This window comes from Providencia sp. wls1943, from assembly GCF_009706275.1.
Taxonomy (GTDB): domain Bacteria; phylum Pseudomonadota; class Gammaproteobacteria; order Enterobacterales; family Enterobacteriaceae; genus Providencia; species Providencia zhijiangensis.
In genome coordinates this window covers 1-18,323 of sequence record NZ_WLTU01000003.1, presented here as the reverse complement: position 1 = coordinate 18,323, position 18,323 = coordinate 1, and the positions used below count along the sequence as shown (strand labels likewise).

The following is an 18,323-nucleotide window of genomic DNA, read 5'->3' as shown; positions in this document are numbered from 1 at the left end:
GAGTCGTGGATACCTCTCTTTTATATGCAATTATTGGCGCCTTAAGTGGCATTTTGGTCGGCGGTTTAGCGGTCTGGTTTTCTATTGTCCAAAAAATAGCGGGAAAAGAGCGAGAGCTACAAGAGGCATATCGCCAACTGGCGGCGAGCGATGAAAAAAATGTGCATTTAGCGCAGTGGAAAGAGGAATGTGACAGGCTCGATCAGGAGCTACGCACACAGCGGGATATTAACCGCGAACAGGAAGCTGAGCTGCGGGAAGTGATGACCCGTTTTGAACAGACGCAGCTCGCCAATGAAGAAAAACAACGGATTTTACAAAACAGCGAGCAGCGCCTTACCGCTCAGTTCGAAAATTTAGCCAATCGTATTTTTGAGCAGAACGAACGTCGAGCATCCGAACAACATCAGAAAAATTTAATGGCGATGCTGTCACCGTTTCGTGAGCAACTTGAAGGGTTTCGCCAGCAAGTACAGCAAAGCTATGGTGAAGAAGCCAAAGAACGCCATACACTCACTTATGAAATTCGCCAATTACAGCAGTTAAATAACCAAATGACCAAAGAAGCGGTCAATTTAACCCGAGCCCTAAAAGGAGATAACAAAATCCAAGGGAACTGGGGGGAAATGATTTTAACGCGGATTTTAGAAGTTTCAGGGCTGCGAAAAGGTAGTGAATTTGAAACTCAGGTAAGCATCAATACGGGGTTTAATAGCCGCTATCAACCCGATGTGATTATCCATCTTCCTGAAGGCAAAGATGTGGTGGTCGATGCGAAAATGTCGCTGGTGGCTTATGAACACTATTTTAATAGCGATGATCCAGAACAGCAGCAGCAAGGCATCAAGGAGCATGTGGCGTCCATTCGTAATCATATGAAAATGCTCAGTCGCAAAGACTACCATCAGTTACCGGGAGTTCGCTCTTTAGATTATGTGCTCATGTTTATTCCGATTGAACCTGCGTATTTACTAGCACTAAAAGAAGCGCCTGAACTACTTGATGAAGGATTAAAACTGAATATTATGTTGGTTTGTCCATCCACCTTGTTGGTGGCCGTGCGTACCATTAATAATTTGTGGCGCTATGAACGGCAAGAGCAAAATGCTCAAGAAATCGCAGATAGAGCCGCTAAAATGTACGATAAGCTGCGTTTATTTATCGATGATATGCAGGTATTGGGCTCGAGTTTAGAGAAAGCAAATCATACTTATTCTTCAGCAATGAAGCGCCTTGCTGAAGGTCGAGGTAATTTGCTTGCTCAAGCGGAAAGTTTTAAAGAGTTAGGTGTGGAAGTTAAGCAATCTATAGACCCTCAGCTAGCTGAGCGGGCTGACAAGTCTAATTGTGCGGAATCTTAGAGTTATAATAGGGTTTTCACTCAAAGGCTGGTACACTTCACAAAAAAGTTTGAACGATTAACAGGCATAATAGAAATGACCGAACCAACAAAAGAAACCATCGATTTTGGTTTCCGTACTGTAGAGAAAGAAGAAAAAGCTGGCCTAGTCGCAAATGTTTTTCACTCTGTAGCCTCTAAATATGACCTGATGAATGACTTAATGTCTTTTGGTATTCATCGTATCTGGAAACGTTTCACAATCGAAGCGAGTGGTGTGCGTCGTAATCAACGTGTACTTGATCTTGCTGGTGGAACTGGTGACCTTACTGCAAAATTCTCTCGCCTTGTGGGTGAAAAGGGTGAAGTGGTTCTGGCAGATATTAACGATTCAATGTTAAAAATGGGACGCGAGAAACTGCGCGATTTAGGCATTGTTGGTAATGTTAATTACGTTCAAGCGAACGCAGAAGAATTGCCATTCCCTGATAACTATTTTGACTGTATTACTATCTCTTTTGGTTTACGTAACGTGACCGATAAAGATAAAGCATTACGCTCCATGTTCCGCGTATTGAAGCCGGGTGGACGCCTATTAGTACTTGAGTTCTCTAAACCAATTCTTGAACCACTGAACAAAGCTTACGATGCTTACTCATTCCATATTTTACCGCGTATCGGTCAAGTGATTGTGAATGATCCTGAAAGCTATCGTTACCTCGCTGAATCTATCCGTATGCACCCAAATCAAGAAATCTTGAAAGGAATGATGGAAAACGCAGGTTTCGAGCAAGTCTCTTATGACAATATGACCGGTGGTATTGTTGCATTACATAAAGGGTTTAAATTCTAAGATGGAAGCACCATCAGCGCATATTGAAAATCCTAATACTGTTTTGTATTCCTTGATGACGGCATTAATGGAAACCTCCTTGAACCACATGTTGTTCAAGGAAAAAGTCCTGCAACCTGCAAGAATGCGTTTAGCAGGTAAAGTGATGGGGATTGAGCTTAAAGAGCTGAATAAAACTCTGACACTTATTTTTGCTGAAAATCATGTTGATGTATTAAGTGAATGGCAAGAACCTGCAGATTGCACTATCAAAACGTCACTGTTTACATTGATTAAGTTGAAAGATAAGCAGCAGCTTTCACAACTCATCAATAATGGTGACATTGTGATTGAAGGCGATATGCAAATTGTTCAACACTGGTCTTCATTACTGGATTTAGCTATCTGGAACCCGGCTCATTATTTATCCCCTTATATTGGTGATGTTGCGGCAGAAGGCATCAGTAAAGTATTGGGTAAAGGGGCTTGCCTCGCGTCTCGTTTAGTCGGTCGCCAAAAAACATACGTTAAAGACATTATTCTGGAAGAGTGGAAAATGGCACCAAGCCAGCTGGAATTGGCGCACTTTAGCGACGAAGTTGAGCAGGTTTCAAATTCAATGAGTCAGTTAGAACAACGACTCAATCAGTTGGAGGAGAAGAATGACTCCCGGTGAAATAAAACGCCTTTACTTCATTATTCGGGTATTTCTCTCTTATGGACTAGATGAGCTGATCCCTAAAATTAAGCTGACATTGCCTTTAAGAATTGGGCGGCTAGGTTTTTTTTGGATCAAAAACAGACACAAAGATAAAGATCTTGGTGAACGACTGCGCTTAGCATTGCAAGAATTAGGGCCGGTTTGGATCAAATTTGGTCAAATGCTTTCGACTCGCCGAGATTTATTCCCTCCTGCAATTGCTGACCAGCTGTCATTATTACAAGATAAAGTGGCGAGTTTCGATGGTAAATTAGCCCGTCGTTATATTGAAGAGTCACTCGGTGGTCCATTAGAACAATGGTTTGATAACTTTGATGAGCAAGCTCTTGCCTCTGCGTCGATTGCCCAAGTTCATACTGCAACATTAAAAGAAAATGGCAAAGATGTTGTTTTAAAAGTGATTCGCCCAGATATTTTGCCTGTCATCAAAGCGGATATTAAGCTGATGTACCGTATCGCCAATTGGGTTCCTCTTCTTCCTGATGGACGACGTTTACGTCCTAAAGAAGTCGTGCGTGAGTACGAAAAAACCTTAATTGATGAGCTAAATCTTCTTCGCGAATCTGCTAACGCTATCCAGTTACGACGCAACTTTGAAAACAGTTCTATGCTGTATATCCCTGAAGTTTATCCTGATTATTGCCGTGAAAACGTGATGGTCATGGAGCGTATCTACGGTATTCCTGTTTCAGACATTGCGGCATTAGAAGCGCAAGGCACGAACATGAAGTTGCTGGCAGAGCGGGGCGTAAAAGTCTTCTTTACTCAGGTATTTCGTGACAGTTTCTTCCACGCAGATATGCACCCGGGCAACATTTTTGTTAGCTACGACCACCCAGAAGATCCTCTCTATATTGGTATCGACTGTGGGATCGTGGGTTCACTTAACAAAGAAGATAAGCGCTATTTAGCTGAAAACTTTATTGCATTCTTTAATCGAGATTACCGTAAAGTTGCTGAGTTGCATGTGGATTCTGGCTGGGTTCCGCCAGATACCAATGTTGAAGATTTTGAGTTTGCTATTCGCACTGTTTGTGAGCCTATCTTTGAAAAGCCATTAGCTGAGATTTCATTTGGGCATGTGTTATTGAATCTGTTCAATACCGCCCGTCGCTTTAATATGGAAGTGCAGCCGCAATTGGTGTTATTGCAGAAAACTTTGTTGTACGTTGAAGGTCTGGGTCGTCAGTTATATCCGCAGTTGGATTTATGGAAAACGGCAAAACCATTCCTAGAGGATTGGATCCATAGCCAAGTGGGTATTCCGGCTATTACCAAAGCGTTAAAGGAAAAAGCGCCATATTGGGCAGAGAAAATGCCAGAAATCCCTGATTTGATCTATGGGGCATTAAAGCAGCACCGTTTCTTGCAGTCCAATATTGAAAAGCTTACACAAGAGTTAAAGCACCAACGCACTAAACAACGTAAATCACAGTACCTATTAGGAATTGGAGCAACCTTTATTCTTTGTGGTAGCTTATTCTTTATTTCCGACTTAACCCGAATTGCAGCAGCATTTATGGCTGTAGGTGCATTGTCGTGGCTTGTAGGTTGGTGTAAAGGAGAGGATAATTAAGTAGACTTTGTTTTGCGACAAGTTTATAAGGCTGTGATCATTTCCGTATTTAGCGTTGGTTGTATATAATAGAGTTAGTTACAATTGATCCCAAAACTATAGAGGTATTAACAATGGAATCAACTTTTGCAATGGCTGCTTTCGGTAGTCCTTGGCAATTAATTATCATTGCTTTGCTTATCATTTTAATTTTCGGCACCAAGAAATTACGTTCTTTAGGTTCTGACTTGGGCGAATCACTTAAAGGCTTCAAAAAAGCAATGAGTGATGATGAAGCTGCAAAAGCGAAAGCAGAGCAAGAGAAGCAAGACGCTGATTTTGCGCCAAAAAACATCACTGAACAACAGGCTCCTGAGAAAAAAGAGAGCCCAGTTGAGAGCAAAAATAAAGAGCAGGGATAAACCGTGTTTGACATAGGTTTTAGTGAACTACTGCTAGTTGCGATCATCGGTCTTGTGGTATTAGGCCCTCAACGTCTACCAGTGGCAGTGAGAACTGTTGCTGGTTGGATTCGTGCTATGCGCTCTATGGCTGCTAATGTCCAGAATGAGCTATCACAAGAACTGAAATTGCAAGAACTGCAAGAGACTCTTAAAAAAGTTGAAGAGAAAGCGGGTTTGGAAACTCTTTCTCCAGAACTTAAAAAGTCGATGGATGACCTGCGTCATGCTGCTTTGTCTTTACAAAGTGGTTATCAGGCAACAACCAATGATGTCCAATCTGAGTTGAACAAAGCAAAAGAGATCACAGAAAACTACGATGCTGCGGTAAAGGAATCCCATGCTAGTTCTTCGCAAACTCAAGAGTCAGACCCTGATCCTGAGTATGCTGCTAAGATGGCTGCAGTTGTTGAAGAAAAACCAGCTTCAGCAACACCAACAGACTCTAAGCCACTCGATGCTAAAGTAACAAACTCCAATCAAACAGAAAGTGAAAAATAACACATGGCTGTCAATGATGCTCAACCACTTATTAGCCACCTGATTGAACTAAGAAAGCGGCTACTAAACTGTTTGATTACGGTATTAATCGTCTTTGCGGCGCTCGCTTATTTTTCAAATGATATTTATCGCCTTGTTGCTGCGCCTTTGATTGATAAGCTGCCTGTTGGCTCTCAAATGAGTGCGACAGACGTAGCATCGACGTTTTTTACTCCGATTAAACTGACCATGATGGTATCTGTATTTGTTTCGATCCCCGTCATTTTATACCAGGTCTGGGCATTTATCGCGCCTGCGCTGTATAAGCATGAACGTCGATTAATGCTGCCGTTACTGGTATCAAGTAGCTTCCTATTCTATCTAGGAATGGCATTTGCTTACTTTGTGGTATTCCCGTTAGCTTTTGGCTTCTTTGTAAAAACAACGCCAGAAAGCGTTAACTTTATACCGGATATCAGCAAATACCTCAGTTTTGTCATGACATTGTTTATGGCTTTCGGGGCTGCGTTTGAAGTGCCAATCGCGATTATTTTACTGTGCTGGACTGGCGTAACGACTCCAGAATCACTCAGACGTAAACGCCCATACATCTTAGTAGGTGCGTTTATCGTCGGGATGTTCCTGACTCCGCCAGATGTTTTATCGCAAACTCTACTCGCAGTACCGATGTACTTGCTGTTTGAGCTTGGGGTATTACTGTCGAATTTCTATGTTGGCAAAGGTCGACGTAGAGGCGATGACGAAGAAGAAGAGCCAGAAGAATAGTCACGGTGACAACGTTATTGTGAAATAAAAAGCCCATTCAATGGGCTTTTTTTATGCCTGTTTGAAGCAAATATATCGCGAAAAACTTATTCGGACTCTTTTCTAAATTGCGTATTATCAATGACTTTTGCGACAGTGGTATTTAAGATGTTAAGCAAAAGAATTGAACGCGACTCACCATTTGGTTCATTGAAGATGGCCTTAACGCCAGCAAAAATGCCTTCAGTAATAACAACACTGTCTCCCTGAGAAGGGAGATCCGGAGATTGAGTCTGGCTGATAGGCGTCTGCTGTATGAGGTCAATTATCTCTTCAGGAACTTCAGCCGGTAATGCGCCAAAACGAATAAAGTGGCTGACACCGCGTGTAGATTGGATAGTGGTTGTATGAATTTGCTCATGGTCGAATTTTACAAACAGGTAATTGGGAAATAGTGCTTCAGTGATAACTGTGCGTTTGCCTCGAACGACTTTTTCCATTTCAGTCATTGGAGTCATGCAAGTCACATCTTGTCGAGTTAAGTGCTCAACCGCTCTATCCAGTTGCCCTCGTTTGCAATACAGCAAATACCATTTTTCCATTTTTTGATCCCATCCAACAAAGTTATGCTCATGATAACAAATTAAGGCATAAGAATGTGACTAATGATGAGTAGCACAATATTATTCATCTACACAAGTATCGATTAATTCGATAGTTACGAAATTAGATACACAATAAACACAGCAGTTAATACACTTTTTGTAGGAGACACCATGGATATCTTTTTACTGAGTAATGGCAAACTTTCCGGTAACCCTGTATGGCTAAGTTACGCATTACCAAGAATTAGCGAAATGATTGAACGTAAGCAGATTAAGTCTGCAGTATTGGTGCCTTATGCTGTTTTACGTGGCTCTCACGATGAGCGTGCGGAGCAGTTAAGCGATGCTTTAGGTATTAAAGTGACGTCGATTGAACATTTTGAAAGCCCAGTAGAAGCCATCGAACAAGCAGAATGTATTCTGGTGAGTGGCGGTAATACATGGTGGTTAAATAAATGCTTGCATGAGAATGGCTTAATTGTTGCTATCCAACGTGCAGTACGTGAACGCGGTGTACCTTACATTGGTTGGAGCGCAGGTTGCAACGTGGCGACTCCAAGCATTCGTACAACGAATGATATGCCTGTGAGTAATGCAGTTATCATGCCGTCCTTGGGTCTGTTCCCAATGCAAATCAACCCACACTATATTGATGCGCATATTTCTGGGCATATGGGTGAAACACGCGATGAGCGCCTACAAGAATTCTGTGTTATTAACCCTCATGAAGTGGTTGTTGCGTTACGTGAAGGTAGCGGATTACAGATCAAAGGTAATGAGTTAAGTTACTTCAGTGGCAAAAATGAAGGCTTCAAGCTGTTTCAGCACAACAAAACATTCCCTGAGCAATTTGATACCGTATCATTAAAGGATTATGTTCCGTTTGATTGCAAGTAAAGTGATATATTTAATCTGAAGACATTGATTATTAAGTATGTTTAACAGTAACTTGTAACCTTGGCTGGGAACCTTATAATGAGGTTCCCCCTGTAATAGTAAAAGAAGATAATGAAATACCGTGACCTTAGAGATTTCATCGCGCAGCTTGAAAAGCAAGGCGAACTAAAACGCATTACGATGGAAGTCGATCCTTACTTGGAAATGACTGAAATCGCAGATCGTACACTAAGAGCAGGGGGGCCAGCCTTACTATTCGAAAATCCTAAAGGCTATAACATGCCCGTTCTGTGTAACTTGTTTGGTACAACCAAGCGCGTTGCTATGGGAATGGGGCAAGAAGATATTAAAGCCTTACATGATGTGGGTAAGTTGCTCGCCTTCTTGAAAGAACCGGATCCTCCGAAGGGTTTTCGTGACTTAATGGACAAATTGCCGAAATTCAAGCAAGTGCTGAACATGCCAGCTAAACGCTTGAGTTCAGCGCCTTGCCAGGAAGAAATTTGGGCAGGTGATGATGTTGACCTGACTAAAATCCCAGTTATGCATTGCTGGCCGGAAGATGCTGCGCCGCTGATTACTTGGGGTCTAACGGTCACGAAAGGCCCTCATAAAGAACGCCAAAATTTAGGTATCTATCGCCAGCAAGTCCTTGGTAAAAATAAAGTTATTATGCGTTGGTTATCTCATCGCGGTGGTGCGCTGGATTTCCAAGAGTGGTGTCAGGCACATCCCGGTGAACGATTCCCAGTCGCTGTGGCGCTAGGTGCTGACCCCGCAACGATTTTAGGCGCAGTGACGCCGGTTCCTGATACGCTATCTGAATATGCTTTTGCTGGGTTACTCCGGGGCAATAAAACGGAAGTTGTAAAGTGTATTTCTAATGACTTAGAAGTTCCCGCTGGGGCTGAAATTATCCTTGAAGGGTATATTGAACCTGGCGAAATGGCACCAGAAGGTCCTTATGGCGACCACACGGGTTATTATAATGAGATTGATGATTTCCCGGTATTTACTGTGACTCATGTGACTCAACGTCGCGATGCGATTTATCACTCTACTTATACAGGTCGTCCTCCGGATGAACCTGCAGTATTAGGGGAAGCCCTGAACGAAGTTTTAGTGCCTATTTTGCAAAAGCAGTTCCCTGAAATTGTGGATTTCTATTTACCACCAGAAGGTTGTTCCTACCGTCTGGCGGTTGTTACCATGAAAAAACAGTATGCAGGACACGCAAAAAGAGTAATGATGGGCGTCTGGTCTTACCTGCGCCAGTTCATGTACACTAAGTTCGTGATTGTTTGTGATGATGATATCAATGCTCGTGATTGGAAAGATGTTATTTGGGCCATCACAACACGTATGGATCCCGCTCGCGATACTGTCATGATGGAAAACACGCCGATTGATTATCTCGATTTTGCATCACCGATTTCTGGACTTGGTTCCAAAATGGGAATGGATGCGACCAATAAATGGCCGGGAGAAACCAACCGTGAGTGGGGACGCCCAATTGTCATGACGCAAAGTGTCAAATCCCGCGTAGATGATATCTGGGAACAGTTAAATATTATTGAAAAGTAAGAGGAAAAGCATGGCAACTTTGAGCTGTAAAGTCACATCTGTTGAATCTATCACGGATACAGTTTATCGGGTTATTTTGTTGCCAGACGGACCTTTTCATTTTAAAGCGGGTCAATATCTTATGGTCGTTATGGATGAAAGAGACAAACGACCATTCTCTATGGCTTCTACACCTGAAAATAATCAATCTATCGAACTGCATATTGGCGCGTCAGAATTTAATTTGTATGCGATGGCGGTGATGGATCGTATTTTAGAACAGCAACGTATTGATATTGATATTCCTCATGGCAAAGCGTGGTTCCGCGAAAATAGCCAAAACCCGATGATCTTGATCGCAGGCGGAACTGGCTTCTCTTATACTCATTCTATTTTATTGGCTGCACTGGCTGAAAACCCTCAACGAGATATTACTTTCTATTGGGGCGGTCGCCAGTTGGAGCATTTGTATGATCTCGGTGAATTACAAGCTATTAGTGAGCGTTATCCTAACTTGAAAGTTGTCCCTGTTGTTGAGCAACCGGATGAAAATTGGCGTGGAAGAACGGGAACTGTTTTGAGTACCGTGCTAGAAGATTTCGGTGATTTGTCTGGGCATGATATTTATATTGCAGGGCGTTTTGAGATGGCGAAGATTGCGCGGGATAGGTTTTGTAATGAGAGGGGGGCAAAGTCCACCCAGTTGTTCGGCGATGCCTTCGACTTTCTATAACTCGTCATATTTCAAGTTGTAGGGGTGTTGGCTTCATAAAGCTCCCCTATCACATACTCCAGTATGCTAAAGATTGCCGCCTACCTGTGACCTGAACTATTTAAGGGATGTATGGAGTTGTATTTAAAATTCGAATTGATTTATTTTTCGATTTTGACTGAGCTGATTGTGCTGTTTGAAGATAAAAAAATCCCGCCCCTGACTAGGCGGGAACATTGCAAGATACGACAATGTAACGGCAAAATGAATTAGACTCTTTCGATAATTGTGGCGATGCCTTGCCCAAATCCAATACACATTGTAGCTAAACCAAACTGCTTATCATGTTGCTCTAACTGATTAAGTAACGCGGTTGTGATCCTTGCGCCAGAGCAGCCGAGAGGGTGCCCTAAAGCGATTGCTCCACCACTTAAATTCACTTTCTGATCCACTTGGCTTTCTGAAATTTGCAGACCTTTTAGGCAAGCAATAGACTGAGCCGCGAAAGCCTCATTAAGTTCAATAATATCAATATCATTCAACGTCAAACCTGCCCGCTTTAACGCTAACTCAGAGGCTGGAACTGGCCCAAAACCCATGATTGATGGATCGCAGCCAACCACGGCCATAGCGCGAATTTTTGCACGAGGTTTCAATCCATGCTGTTTAGCATAAGATCCACTGGCAAGTAGCATGGCTGAAGCACCATCAGACAGTGCTGATGAATTGCCTGCGGTCACAGTACCACTGACAGGGTCGAAAGCGGGTCTTAGTACAGCGAGCCCTTCCAAAGTGGCATCAAAGCGGATGACTTCGTCATAGTTAATTGAAATAAGATTGCCATCAGCATCATGCCCTGCAATCGGAACGATTTCACGATTAAATTTACCATTCTTGGTTGCCGCAGCCGCGCGTTGGTGAGATCTCAGTGCAAAAGCATCTTGCTCTTCTCGGCTGATTTTATACATTTTAGCAAGCATCTCAGCAGTTAAACCCATTGCTCCAGAGGCTTTTGCTACGCGTAATGTAAGCTTTGGATTGAAATCAATACCGTGAGTCATTGGAACATGCCCCATATGCTCAACACCGCCAATCAAAACGGAGTGTGCATCGCCCGTCATAATGAAACGGCTTGCATCATGAATGGCTTGCATTGAAGAGCCACAAAGGCGATTGACTGTAACGGCTGGCACGGTGTGCGGGATATCAGTTAACAGTGCCGCATTTTTGGCGATATTAAAACCTTGCTCTAAGGTTTGCTGAACACATCCCCAAATAATGTCATCCAACTCTTTCTTTTTCGCATTTGGATTGCGTTCAAAAATTGCATTCATCAGGTGTGCAGAGAGGTCTTCTGCTCTTACATGACGAAATACACCGCCTTTGGAACGGCCCATTGGTGTGCGTATACCATCAATAATGAAGACATTTTCCATAGGATTAACCTCTCGCAACTTTTTTAACATCAATAGCCACAACCGGTGGCTGCGGATAGTATTTGGCGTTAGTGGCCGCTTTTTCTTTTAATCCATTTGGAACCTGATAAAGCGGGCTTAAATGGGAGTGGGACTCCGCAGTTTTGACGTAAGACTGGCTACCGAGTGTGTCAAGATAGCAGAAAACACCTCCACGGAATGGTGGGAAGCCTAGTCCATAAACTAGCGCAATATCTGCATCTGAAGGGCTTTGAATAATACCTTCTTCAAGGCAGCGAACCACTTCGTTCACCATTGGTGCCATCATTCGAGCAATAATTTCATCTTTAGTAAAAGAACGCTTACTTTGGCGAATCGAACTTAATAATTCATCGGTTTTTGGGTCATCAATTTTCTTTGGTTTTCCTTTTTTATCTTTTTCATATTGATAAAAGCCTTTGCCATTTTTCTGACCAAAACGTTGTTGTTCAAACATAATATCGATGGCGTTTTTATCTACTTTTTGCATTCTTTGCGGGAAGCCTTGAGCCATGACTTGCTCTGCATGAAATGCGGTATCAATCCCGACAACATCAAGTAGATAAGCAGGCCCCATTGGCCAACCAAACTCTTTTTCCATGACTTTATCGATTTCTCTAAAATCGGCACCATCTTGAAGCAGCAAGTTAAAACCAGCGAAGTAAGGGAAAAGAACACGGTTAACGAAAAAGCCAGGGCAGTCATTTACAACAATAGGGGTTTTCCCCATTTTATTCGCGTAAGCAACCACTTTAGCGATGGTGGCATCACTGGTTTTTTCACCTCGAATAATTTCGACTAAAGGCATACGGTGAACAGGATTGAAAAAATGCATGCCACAGAAGTTTTCTGGGCGTTTAAGAGAATTTGCTAACTCGGTAATTGGAATGGTTGAAGTATTAGAAGCCAGTATAGTCTCTGATGTGATGAGTGATTCTACTTCAGACAGTACGGCAGCTTTAATTTTAGGATTTTCAACGACAGCTTCAACGATCACCTGAGAATTTTCAATACCAGCATAGGACAACGAAGGGTGAATAGCTGCTAGTGTTGTCGCCATCTTATCTGCAGTTATTTTTCCCCGTTCAAATTGACCATTAAGAAGCTTTTTCGCTTCATCAATACCTAAATCTAATGATTTTTCATTGATATCTTTCATTAGAACGGGAACGCCTTTGCTCGCAGATTGATAAGCAATGCCGCCACCCATAATACCCGCACCCAAAACAGCCGCATGGGTCGGAGCACCTGCGGAGCCTGCAATTTTTTTACTGGTAGATTTAACCTGTTGATCATTTAGGAAAACACTAACTAATGCACGAGCAACATCACTGTGAGCTAACGGGACAAACGCGGCAGTTTCATGTTTCAACGCTTCATCGCGGGTGCAGTTAGCGGCTTTTTCGATGGTATTGACGGCGCTCATTGGTGCAGGGTAGTGTTTCCCTGCAACTTGATAAACCATGCCTTTAGCAACATTAAAGCTCATTGCCTGCTCAAGTGCGCTAAGTTTTAACGGCTCAAGTTTTGGCTGTCGTGCTTGACGCCAATTTAGTGCACCAGAGATAGCTTGCTCGATGATTTGTAAGGCCGCTTGTGGTAATTTTTCAGTTTCGACAATCGCATCCACTAAACCGAGTTTAAGCGCTTGAGGCCCACTAACATCTTTACCTGCAGTGATAATTTCCAGAGCGCTATCAAGACCAATAAGCCGAGGTAAACGTACTGACCCACCAAAGCCAGGCATAATCCCTAACTTAGTCTCAGGTAGGCCAATTCTGGCATCCGGTGACGCAATTCTAAAATCAGTAGCGAGTACACACTCACAGCCACCACCCAGCGCATAACCATTAATGGCACTAATCGTTGGGACGGGAAGGTCTTCAAGGCGATTAAAAATGCTGTTTGCATAGCCAAGCCAGTCACTGAGGGTTTCTTTGGATGCTTCGAATAGGGATAAAAATTCTTTGATGTCGGCGCCAACAATAAAAGCGGGTTTATCTGAGCGCAAAATAACGCCTTGTAAATCGCTTTGTTGTTCGAGTACTGCAATAGCTTCATCAAGTGAAGCGACGGTATGTGTATCCAATTTATTGATTGGTCCTGATGAGTTAAACACCAGTTCTGCAATACCTTTTTTCAACCATTGAATAGAGATTGTCTCACTTTGATAAAGCATGCTGTTCTCCTTTATGTGGCGGTCTTATCTGGTATGACCAGATGGAAATTAGTGTGACGATAATGTTAATTAAATGCAAATGGTTAATAACAAAACTGGAAGGCGGCTCACAGGAATTAAGGTAAATAACACAAGGTGAAAATGATATTTTCATTAATAATCAATGCATTAATTTTATCTTGTCATTGAGTGCATACACGTTATTAGCAGAACGTGATAAGCTTGATTTTTCTAACTAATACTGAAAGGTTGAACGAAATGGAAAAACTGGCTGGACTCTACGCAGAACATATTAAAACGTTACAAGAAACGACTCAGCAAGTTTTACAACGCAGTAAATTAGATGCCATCTTGATTCATTCGGGAGAGCCAATTCGCATTTTTCTCGATGACAGTGACTACCCATTTAAAGTAAATCCGCATTTCAAAGCTTGGGTTCCTGTGACGGATGTCCCTCACTCCTGGTTATTAGTCGACGGAGTGAATAAGCCGAAGTTATGGTTTTACTCACCCGTTGATTATTGGCATAGCGTTGAACCTTTACCAACTAGCTTCTGGACGAAAGAAGTTGAGCTTATTCATCTAAAAAAGGCGGATGAAATTAAAGGCTTTTTAGCTAATTTACCGAAAGAGCATCTAGCTTATATTGGCTCCTCTGCAAACAAAGCTGAATCTCTAGGTATTTCGACACACAATATCAATCCAAAACCTGTACTCGATTATTATCATTATCACCGTTCATATAAGACAGATTATGAGCTGTACTGCATGCGTGAAGCCCAAAAAATGGCGGTGAATGGTCACTTATCAGCTTTCGAAGCTTTCCAAGCTGGAGCAAGTGAATTTGATATTAATATTAGCTATTTAGAAGCGACAGGGCATCGTGATACGAATGTACCTTACGGTAACATTGTGGCTTTAAATGAAAATGCAGCCGTGCTTCACTACACTAAATTACAGCAAACAGTTCCGAGTGAATTACGTAGTTTCTTGATTGATGCCGGTGCTGAGTACAATGGTTATGCCGCTGATATTACTCGTACTTATGCCGCTAAGAACAAAAGCGAATTTGCAGAATTAGTTGCGGATTTGAATACAGAACAACTCGCGCTGATCGCGTCTATTAAAGCTGGCGTACGTTATACCGATTATCATGTCGATATGCATCACCGTATTGCGAAATTACTCGCTAAACATGGAATCGTGAAAGGAATTAGCGAAGATGCGATGGTTGAAAATGGTCTAACAACACCATTTTTACCACACGGATTAGGCCATCCATTAGGTCTGCAAGTGCATGATGTGGCAGGTTTTATGCAGGATGAAGATGGTACTCATTTAGCTGCACCGAAAATGTATCCATTCTTACGCTGCACTCGTATTTTGGAACCAAGAATGGTGTTAACTATCGAGCCGGGCCTTTACTTTATTGAGTCTCTGCTTTCTACGTGGCGTACAGGGGAGTTCAGTCAGCACTTTAATTGGGATAAAATCGAGCACTTCAAACCTTATGGTGGTATTCGAATTGAAGATAATATTGTTATCCATCATAACCATATTGAAAATATGACTCGAGATTTGCATTTACCGTAATGAAAGCGTACTCAATTCCGGCAGAAACGATCTCTTTTTCGGAAGAGATCAAAAAAAGCCGTTTTATTACTTATATCGCTCATACCGAGGGTATTGAAGCTGCGAAAGATTATATTCAATCGATTAAAGCGCAATACCCCGATGCCCGGCATCATTGCTGGGCATTTGTGGCGGGGCGACCTGATGATTCTCAACAGTTAGGTTTTTCTGATGATGGAGAGCCTACGGGAACGGCAGGTAAACCCATTATGGCGCAGCTATTAGGTAGCAACTTAGGTGAGATCACTTGCGTTGTTGTGCGTTATTTTGGTGGAATAAAGCTAGGTACGGGTGGACTAGTCCGTGCTTATGGCAGTGGGGTTCAGCAGGCACTGAAGTTGCTCCCAACACAAACGAAAGTCCCTCAAAAAATCTTCAATGTGGTATGTGATTACTCACTTATCAATGGAGTTGAGCAATTATTAGCTCAGGTAAATGGTACTATATTGCTCAGTGATTATAATGAGTCTGTATCTTTGCAAATTTCTATTCCTGCTACTTGTGAGCAGGAGGCTAATGATAAATTACGTGATATCAGTCGTGGGGAAGTTACTCTCTTAGAATCGTCACAAGAGCAAACAGCATAGCAAGGAACCGGCCGAATGCATTTTCGCGCAATAACTCGTATTGTCGGGTTACTCGTCATTATCTTCTCTTTTACTATGGTCATACCTGGTATTGTCGCACTGATATATCGCGATGGTGCGGGACGAGCATTCAGTCAAACTTTTATAACGGCATTGCTGATTGGGCTTTTTTTATGGTTACCTACGCGAAATAGCCGACATGAATTAAAAGCAAAAGAAGGTTTTTTAATCGTTGTTCTGTTCTGGACGGTGCTAGGAAGTGTCGGGGCGCTGCCATTTATCTTCTCTGAAAAACCCAATTTATCTGTTACAGATGCCTTCTTTGAATCCTTTTCTGGGCTAACAACTACCGGTGCAACAACTCTGACGGGATTAGACTCTCTTCCGAAAGCGATTTTATTCTATCGGCAGATGCTGCAATGGCTTGGAGGGATGGGGATTATTGTACTTGCTGTCGCGATTTTGCCTCTCTTAGGTGTCGGGGGGATGCAGCTCTATCGGGCTGAGATGCCGGGGCCATTAAAAGATAACAAAATGCGTCCGCGAATTGCGGAAACGGCAAAAACCCTTTGGCTTATTTATGTATTGCTAACTATTGCGTGTGCGATTGCATTATGGATCGCCGGTATGGATGTGTTCGATGCGATATCACACAGTTTTTCAACCATCGCGATCGGTGGGTTTTCTACCCATGATGCTAGCATCGGCTACTTTAATAGTCCTGCCATTAATACCATTATTGGCGTCTTTCTAATTATCTCGGGTTGTAACTTTGGTTTGCACTTTGCGGTTCTAACGGGAAGAAGCCTTGGAATTTATTGGCGCGACCCTGAATTTAGAATGTTCATCAGTTTCCAGTTTGTTCTAGTCGTGATCTGTACCGCGGTGCTGATGTATCACTCCGTATATGCTGGCTTTGGACAAACGCTGGATCAAGCCTTTTTCCAAGTGGTCTCGATGGCGACTACCGCGGGCTTCACCACCGATAGTTTTTCTGGCTGGCCGCTGTTCTTACCAATGCTCCTATTATGTGCGGCGTTTGTCGGTGGATGCGCAGGGTCAACGGGAGGGGGATTAAAAGTTATTCGTATCCTTTTACTGTTCCTGCAAGGCTCACGAGAATTAAAGCGATTAGTACATCCTAATGCGGTCTATACCATTAAATTAGGGCAGCGGGCGCTGCCTGAAAGGATCATTGAAGCTGTCTGGGGGTTCTTCTCTGCTTATGCTTTAGTTTTCGTGGTTAGCTTGTTGCTTTTAATCGCCACTGGGGTGGATGAGTTTTCTGCATTCTCAGCGATTGCAACAACGTTGAATAACTTAGGTCCTGGCTTAGGTACTGTTGCTGATAACTTCACAACAATGAATCCTGCAGGTAAATGGATTTTAGTTGTCACGATGCTGTTTGGTCGTTTGGAAGTGTTTACTTTATTAGTGTTACTGACCCCAACTTTCTGGCGTGAGTAATATAACTGCGTCGCTAACGTATATAGATAGTAACGATTAGGAAGAAAAATGAGTTATCTACTTTTGCACTCAAGCACCGATGGGCAAACCAAAAAAATCATACTTAAAATGGCAGATCAATTACGTCGCGCTGGGCGTGAGTGTGATATTCGTGATTTGAATTCAGATAAAAGCTTTAACTTATCTGCTTACGAAAAGGTTCTAGTGGGAGCTTCTATTCGTTATGGACATTTCAATAAGCAGTTAGTGCGTTTTGCCACAACCCATCAAAATCAACTTAATTCGATGAAGACGGGATTCTTTGCCGTTAACCTTACAGCAAGAAAAGAAGGTAAGAATACTGTTGAGACGAATGCCTATACTCGTAAGTTCTTAGAGAAGTGTCCATGGCAACCGACCGTGAAGTCTGTTTTTGCAGGTGCGCTGTTTTATCCCCGCTATAAATGGTTTGATAGAGTGATGATCAGACTGATTATGAAAATGACAGACGGGCCAACCGACCCAAATACAGAAATTGAATACACTAATTGGAATGATGTCGCTGAGTTCGCAACGAGATTTGATAATATCTAGGCTTATTTTTAAACAAATCGTGGTTGATTTATACGATTTGTTTAAAAAGAAAACGGTCGAATAAAAATATTCAAAAAACACTTGCAGGATTTCTGCGACTCCCTATAATGCGCATCCACTGACCGGGAACAAGCCAACGCAAAGCGCGATGGACACTGAACCGGCAGCGAGAGAATCTGAAAAGATTAAGCAAAAAAATGCTTGACTCTCACTGAGGAAAGCGTAATATACGCCACCTCGCGACAACGACCTAGGTTGATAAAAACTGAGTCGAATTTCTCAAGAAATGTCGCACCGCTCTTTAACAATTTATCAGACAATCTGTGTGGGCACTCACAGGACACTATCAAAAAAATATTTGATTTTAAGTCTTGAAGAGTGACTAACACGTTAATTCATATATATGAACTAATAGGTAATTTGGTTTCTTCGGAAATCAAACGACAGTAAACATTCTTTGAGCATCAAGCTTTTTAATTGAAGAGTTTGATCATGGCTCAG

The 18,323-nt window shown here is 42.4% G+C and carries 17 protein-coding genes; 14 read left to right on the top strand and 3 right to left on the bottom strand.

Going from position 1 to position 18,323, the window contains the following annotated elements; genetic code table 11:
- Positions 1 to 5 precede the first annotated feature (5 nt).
- The 7 genes from rmuC (at position 6) to tatC (ending at position 6,174) form a co-directional block, all read left to right on the top strand.
- Entirely contained in the window at positions 6 to 1,361 is a 1,356-nt protein-coding gene (gene rmuC, locus GKR48_RS00475; RefSeq protein WP_336431094.1) for a DNA recombination protein RmuC, read from the top strand.
- 75 nt (positions 1,362 to 1,436) lie between these two features.
- Complete coding sequence (gene ubiE, locus GKR48_RS00470) at positions 1,437 to 2,192, top strand: bifunctional demethylmenaquinone methyltransferase/2-methoxy-6-polyprenyl-1,4-benzoquinol methylase UbiE (RefSeq protein WP_154626114.1); 756 nt, start codon at positions 1,437 to 1,439, stop codon at positions 2,190 to 2,192.
- Between the two features lies 1 nt (position 2,193).
- Positions 2,194 to 2,847, top strand: a complete 654-nt coding sequence (locus GKR48_RS00465; protein WP_154626112.1) for a ubiquinone biosynthesis accessory factor UbiJ — start codon at positions 2,194 to 2,196, stop codon at positions 2,845 to 2,847.
- Positions 2,834 to 4,468 carry a ubiquinone biosynthesis regulatory protein kinase UbiB gene (gene ubiB, locus GKR48_RS00460; RefSeq protein ID WP_154626110.1) on the top strand — a complete coding sequence of 545 codons (1,635 nt, stop codon included), beginning with the start codon at positions 2,834 to 2,836 and terminating at the stop codon, positions 4,466 to 4,468. The genes GKR48_RS00465 and ubiB overlap by 14 nt, the downstream gene beginning before the upstream one ends.
- A 113-nt stretch (positions 4,469 to 4,581) precedes the next feature.
- Positions 4,582 to 4,869: a twin-arginine translocase TatA/TatE family subunit gene (gene tatA / locus GKR48_RS00455; RefSeq protein WP_154626108.1), complete on the top strand. Its 288-nt coding sequence runs from the start codon at positions 4,582 to 4,584 to the stop codon at positions 4,867 to 4,869.
- 3 nt (positions 4,870 to 4,872) lie between these two features.
- A complete protein-coding gene (gene tatB, locus GKR48_RS00450; RefSeq protein ID WP_036954940.1) occupies positions 4,873 to 5,409 on the top strand; it encodes a Sec-independent protein translocase protein TatB in 537 nt (178 codons plus the stop codon).
- Positions 5,410 to 5,412: 3 nt separating this feature from the next.
- Positions 5,413 to 6,174 carry a Sec-independent protein translocase subunit TatC gene (tatC, locus tag GKR48_RS00445; protein WP_036954937.1) on the top strand — a complete coding sequence of 254 codons (762 nt, stop codon included), beginning with the start codon at positions 5,413 to 5,415 and terminating at the stop codon, positions 6,172 to 6,174.
- Positions 6,175 to 6,260: 86 nt separating this feature from the next.
- On the opposite strand, the gene rfaH is transcribed toward tatC, so the two are convergent.
- Positions 6,261 to 6,755 carry a transcription/translation regulatory transformer protein RfaH gene (gene rfaH, locus GKR48_RS00440; protein WP_154626106.1) on the bottom strand — a complete coding sequence of 165 codons (495 nt, stop codon included), beginning with the start codon at positions 6,753 to 6,755 and terminating at the stop codon, positions 6,261 to 6,263.
- Positions 6,756 to 6,929: 174 nt separating this feature from the next.
- Here rfaH and pepE point away from each other — a divergent pair, with 174 nt between their 5' ends.
- The 3 genes from pepE to fre all read left to right on the top strand — a co-directional run bounded on the left by pepE (position 6,930) and on the right by fre (position 9,951).
- Positions 6,930 to 7,655, top strand: a complete 726-nt coding sequence (pepE, locus tag GKR48_RS00435; protein WP_036954932.1) for a dipeptidase PepE — start codon at positions 6,930 to 6,932, stop codon at positions 7,653 to 7,655.
- Between the two features lie 111 nt (positions 7,656 to 7,766).
- Positions 7,767 to 9,239 carry a 4-hydroxy-3-polyprenylbenzoate decarboxylase gene (ubiD, locus tag GKR48_RS00430; protein WP_006658346.1) on the top strand — a complete coding sequence of 491 codons (1,473 nt, stop codon included), beginning with the start codon at positions 7,767 to 7,769 and terminating at the stop codon, positions 9,237 to 9,239.
- 10 nt (positions 9,240 to 9,249) lie between these two features.
- Positions 9,250 to 9,951, top strand: coding sequence for an NAD(P)H-flavin reductase (fre, locus tag GKR48_RS00425; RefSeq protein WP_036954929.1), 702 nt, complete (start codon positions 9,250 to 9,252; stop codon positions 9,949 to 9,951).
- 248 nt (positions 9,952 to 10,199) lie between these two features.
- Here the strand turns inward: fre and fadA are convergent, their stop codons facing one another.
- Together fadA and fadB are read right to left on the bottom strand one after the other, a co-directional pair.
- The gene (gene fadA / locus GKR48_RS00420) at positions 10,200 to 11,366 is read right to left on the bottom strand and encodes an acetyl-CoA C-acyltransferase FadA (RefSeq protein ID WP_154626104.1); all 1,167 of its coding nucleotides are present in this window, start codon (positions 11,364 to 11,366) and stop codon (positions 10,200 to 10,202) included.
- Between the two features lie 4 nt (positions 11,367 to 11,370).
- Entirely contained in the window at positions 11,371 to 13,563 is a 2,193-nt protein-coding gene (fadB, locus tag GKR48_RS00415) for a fatty acid oxidation complex subunit alpha FadB (protein WP_154626101.1), read from the bottom strand.
- A 258-nt stretch (positions 13,564 to 13,821) separates the two neighbouring features.
- On the opposite strand from fadB, the gene pepQ reads away from it, so the two are divergent.
- The 4 genes from pepQ to hemG are packed head-to-tail and all read left to right on the top strand — an operon-like array spanning position 13,822 to position 17,822.
- Positions 13,822 to 15,156, top strand: coding sequence for a Xaa-Pro dipeptidase (pepQ, locus tag GKR48_RS00410; RefSeq protein WP_154626099.1), 1,335 nt, complete (start codon positions 13,822 to 13,824; stop codon positions 15,154 to 15,156).
- Positions 15,156 to 15,782, top strand: coding sequence for an IMPACT family protein (locus GKR48_RS00405; protein WP_154626097.1), 627 nt, complete (start codon positions 15,156 to 15,158; stop codon positions 15,780 to 15,782). Before pepQ ends, GKR48_RS00405 begins: the two co-directional genes overlap by 1 nt.
- Positions 15,783 to 15,797: 15 nt before the next feature.
- Entirely contained in the window at positions 15,798 to 17,249 is a 1,452-nt protein-coding gene (trkH, locus tag GKR48_RS00400) for a Trk system potassium transporter TrkH (RefSeq protein WP_108479348.1), read from the top strand.
- Between the two features lie 48 nt (positions 17,250 to 17,297).
- Complete coding sequence (gene hemG / locus GKR48_RS00395; protein WP_154626095.1) at positions 17,298 to 17,822, top strand: menaquinone-dependent protoporphyrinogen IX dehydrogenase; 525 nt, start codon at positions 17,298 to 17,300, stop codon at positions 17,820 to 17,822.
- Positions 17,823 to 18,323 lie beyond the last annotated feature (501 nt).

Coding starts and splice junctions, on each gene's coding strand:
- ubiE (WP_154626114.1), top strand. CDS start 1,437: ATGACCGAACCAACAAAAGAAACCATCGATTTTGGTTTCCGTACTGTA.
- GKR48_RS00465 (WP_154626112.1), top strand. CDS start 2,194: ATGGAAGCACCATCAGCGCATATTGAAAATCCTAATACTGTTTTGTAT.
- ubiB (WP_154626110.1), top strand. CDS start 2,834: ATGACTCCCGGTGAAATAAAACGCCTTTACTTCATTATTCGGGTATTT.
- tatA (WP_154626108.1), top strand. CDS start 4,582: ATGGAATCAACTTTTGCAATGGCTGCTTTCGGTAGTCCTTGGCAATTA.
- tatC (WP_036954937.1), top strand. CDS start 5,413: ATGGCTGTCAATGATGCTCAACCACTTATTAGCCACCTGATTGAACTA.
- rfaH (WP_154626106.1), bottom strand. CDS start 6,755: ATGGAAAAATGGTATTTGCTGTATTGCAAACGAGGGCAACTGGATAGA.
- pepE (WP_036954932.1), top strand. CDS start 6,930: ATGGATATCTTTTTACTGAGTAATGGCAAACTTTCCGGTAACCCTGTA.
- ubiD (WP_006658346.1), top strand. CDS start 7,767: ATGAAATACCGTGACCTTAGAGATTTCATCGCGCAGCTTGAAAAGCAA.
- fre (WP_036954929.1), top strand. CDS start 9,250: ATGGCAACTTTGAGCTGTAAAGTCACATCTGTTGAATCTATCACGGAT.
- fadA (WP_154626104.1), bottom strand. CDS start 11,366: ATGGAAAATGTCTTCATTATTGATGGTATACGCACACCAATGGGCCGT.
- fadB (WP_154626101.1), bottom strand. CDS start 13,563: ATGCTTTATCAAAGTGAGACAATCTCTATTCAATGGTTGAAAAAAGGT.
- pepQ (WP_154626099.1), top strand. CDS start 13,822: ATGGAAAAACTGGCTGGACTCTACGCAGAACATATTAAAACGTTACAA.
- GKR48_RS00405 (WP_154626097.1), top strand. CDS start 15,156: ATGAAAGCGTACTCAATTCCGGCAGAAACGATCTCTTTTTCGGAAGAG.
- trkH (WP_108479348.1), top strand. CDS start 15,798: ATGCATTTTCGCGCAATAACTCGTATTGTCGGGTTACTCGTCATTATC.
- hemG (WP_154626095.1), top strand. CDS start 17,298: ATGAGTTATCTACTTTTGCACTCAAGCACCGATGGGCAAACCAAAAAA.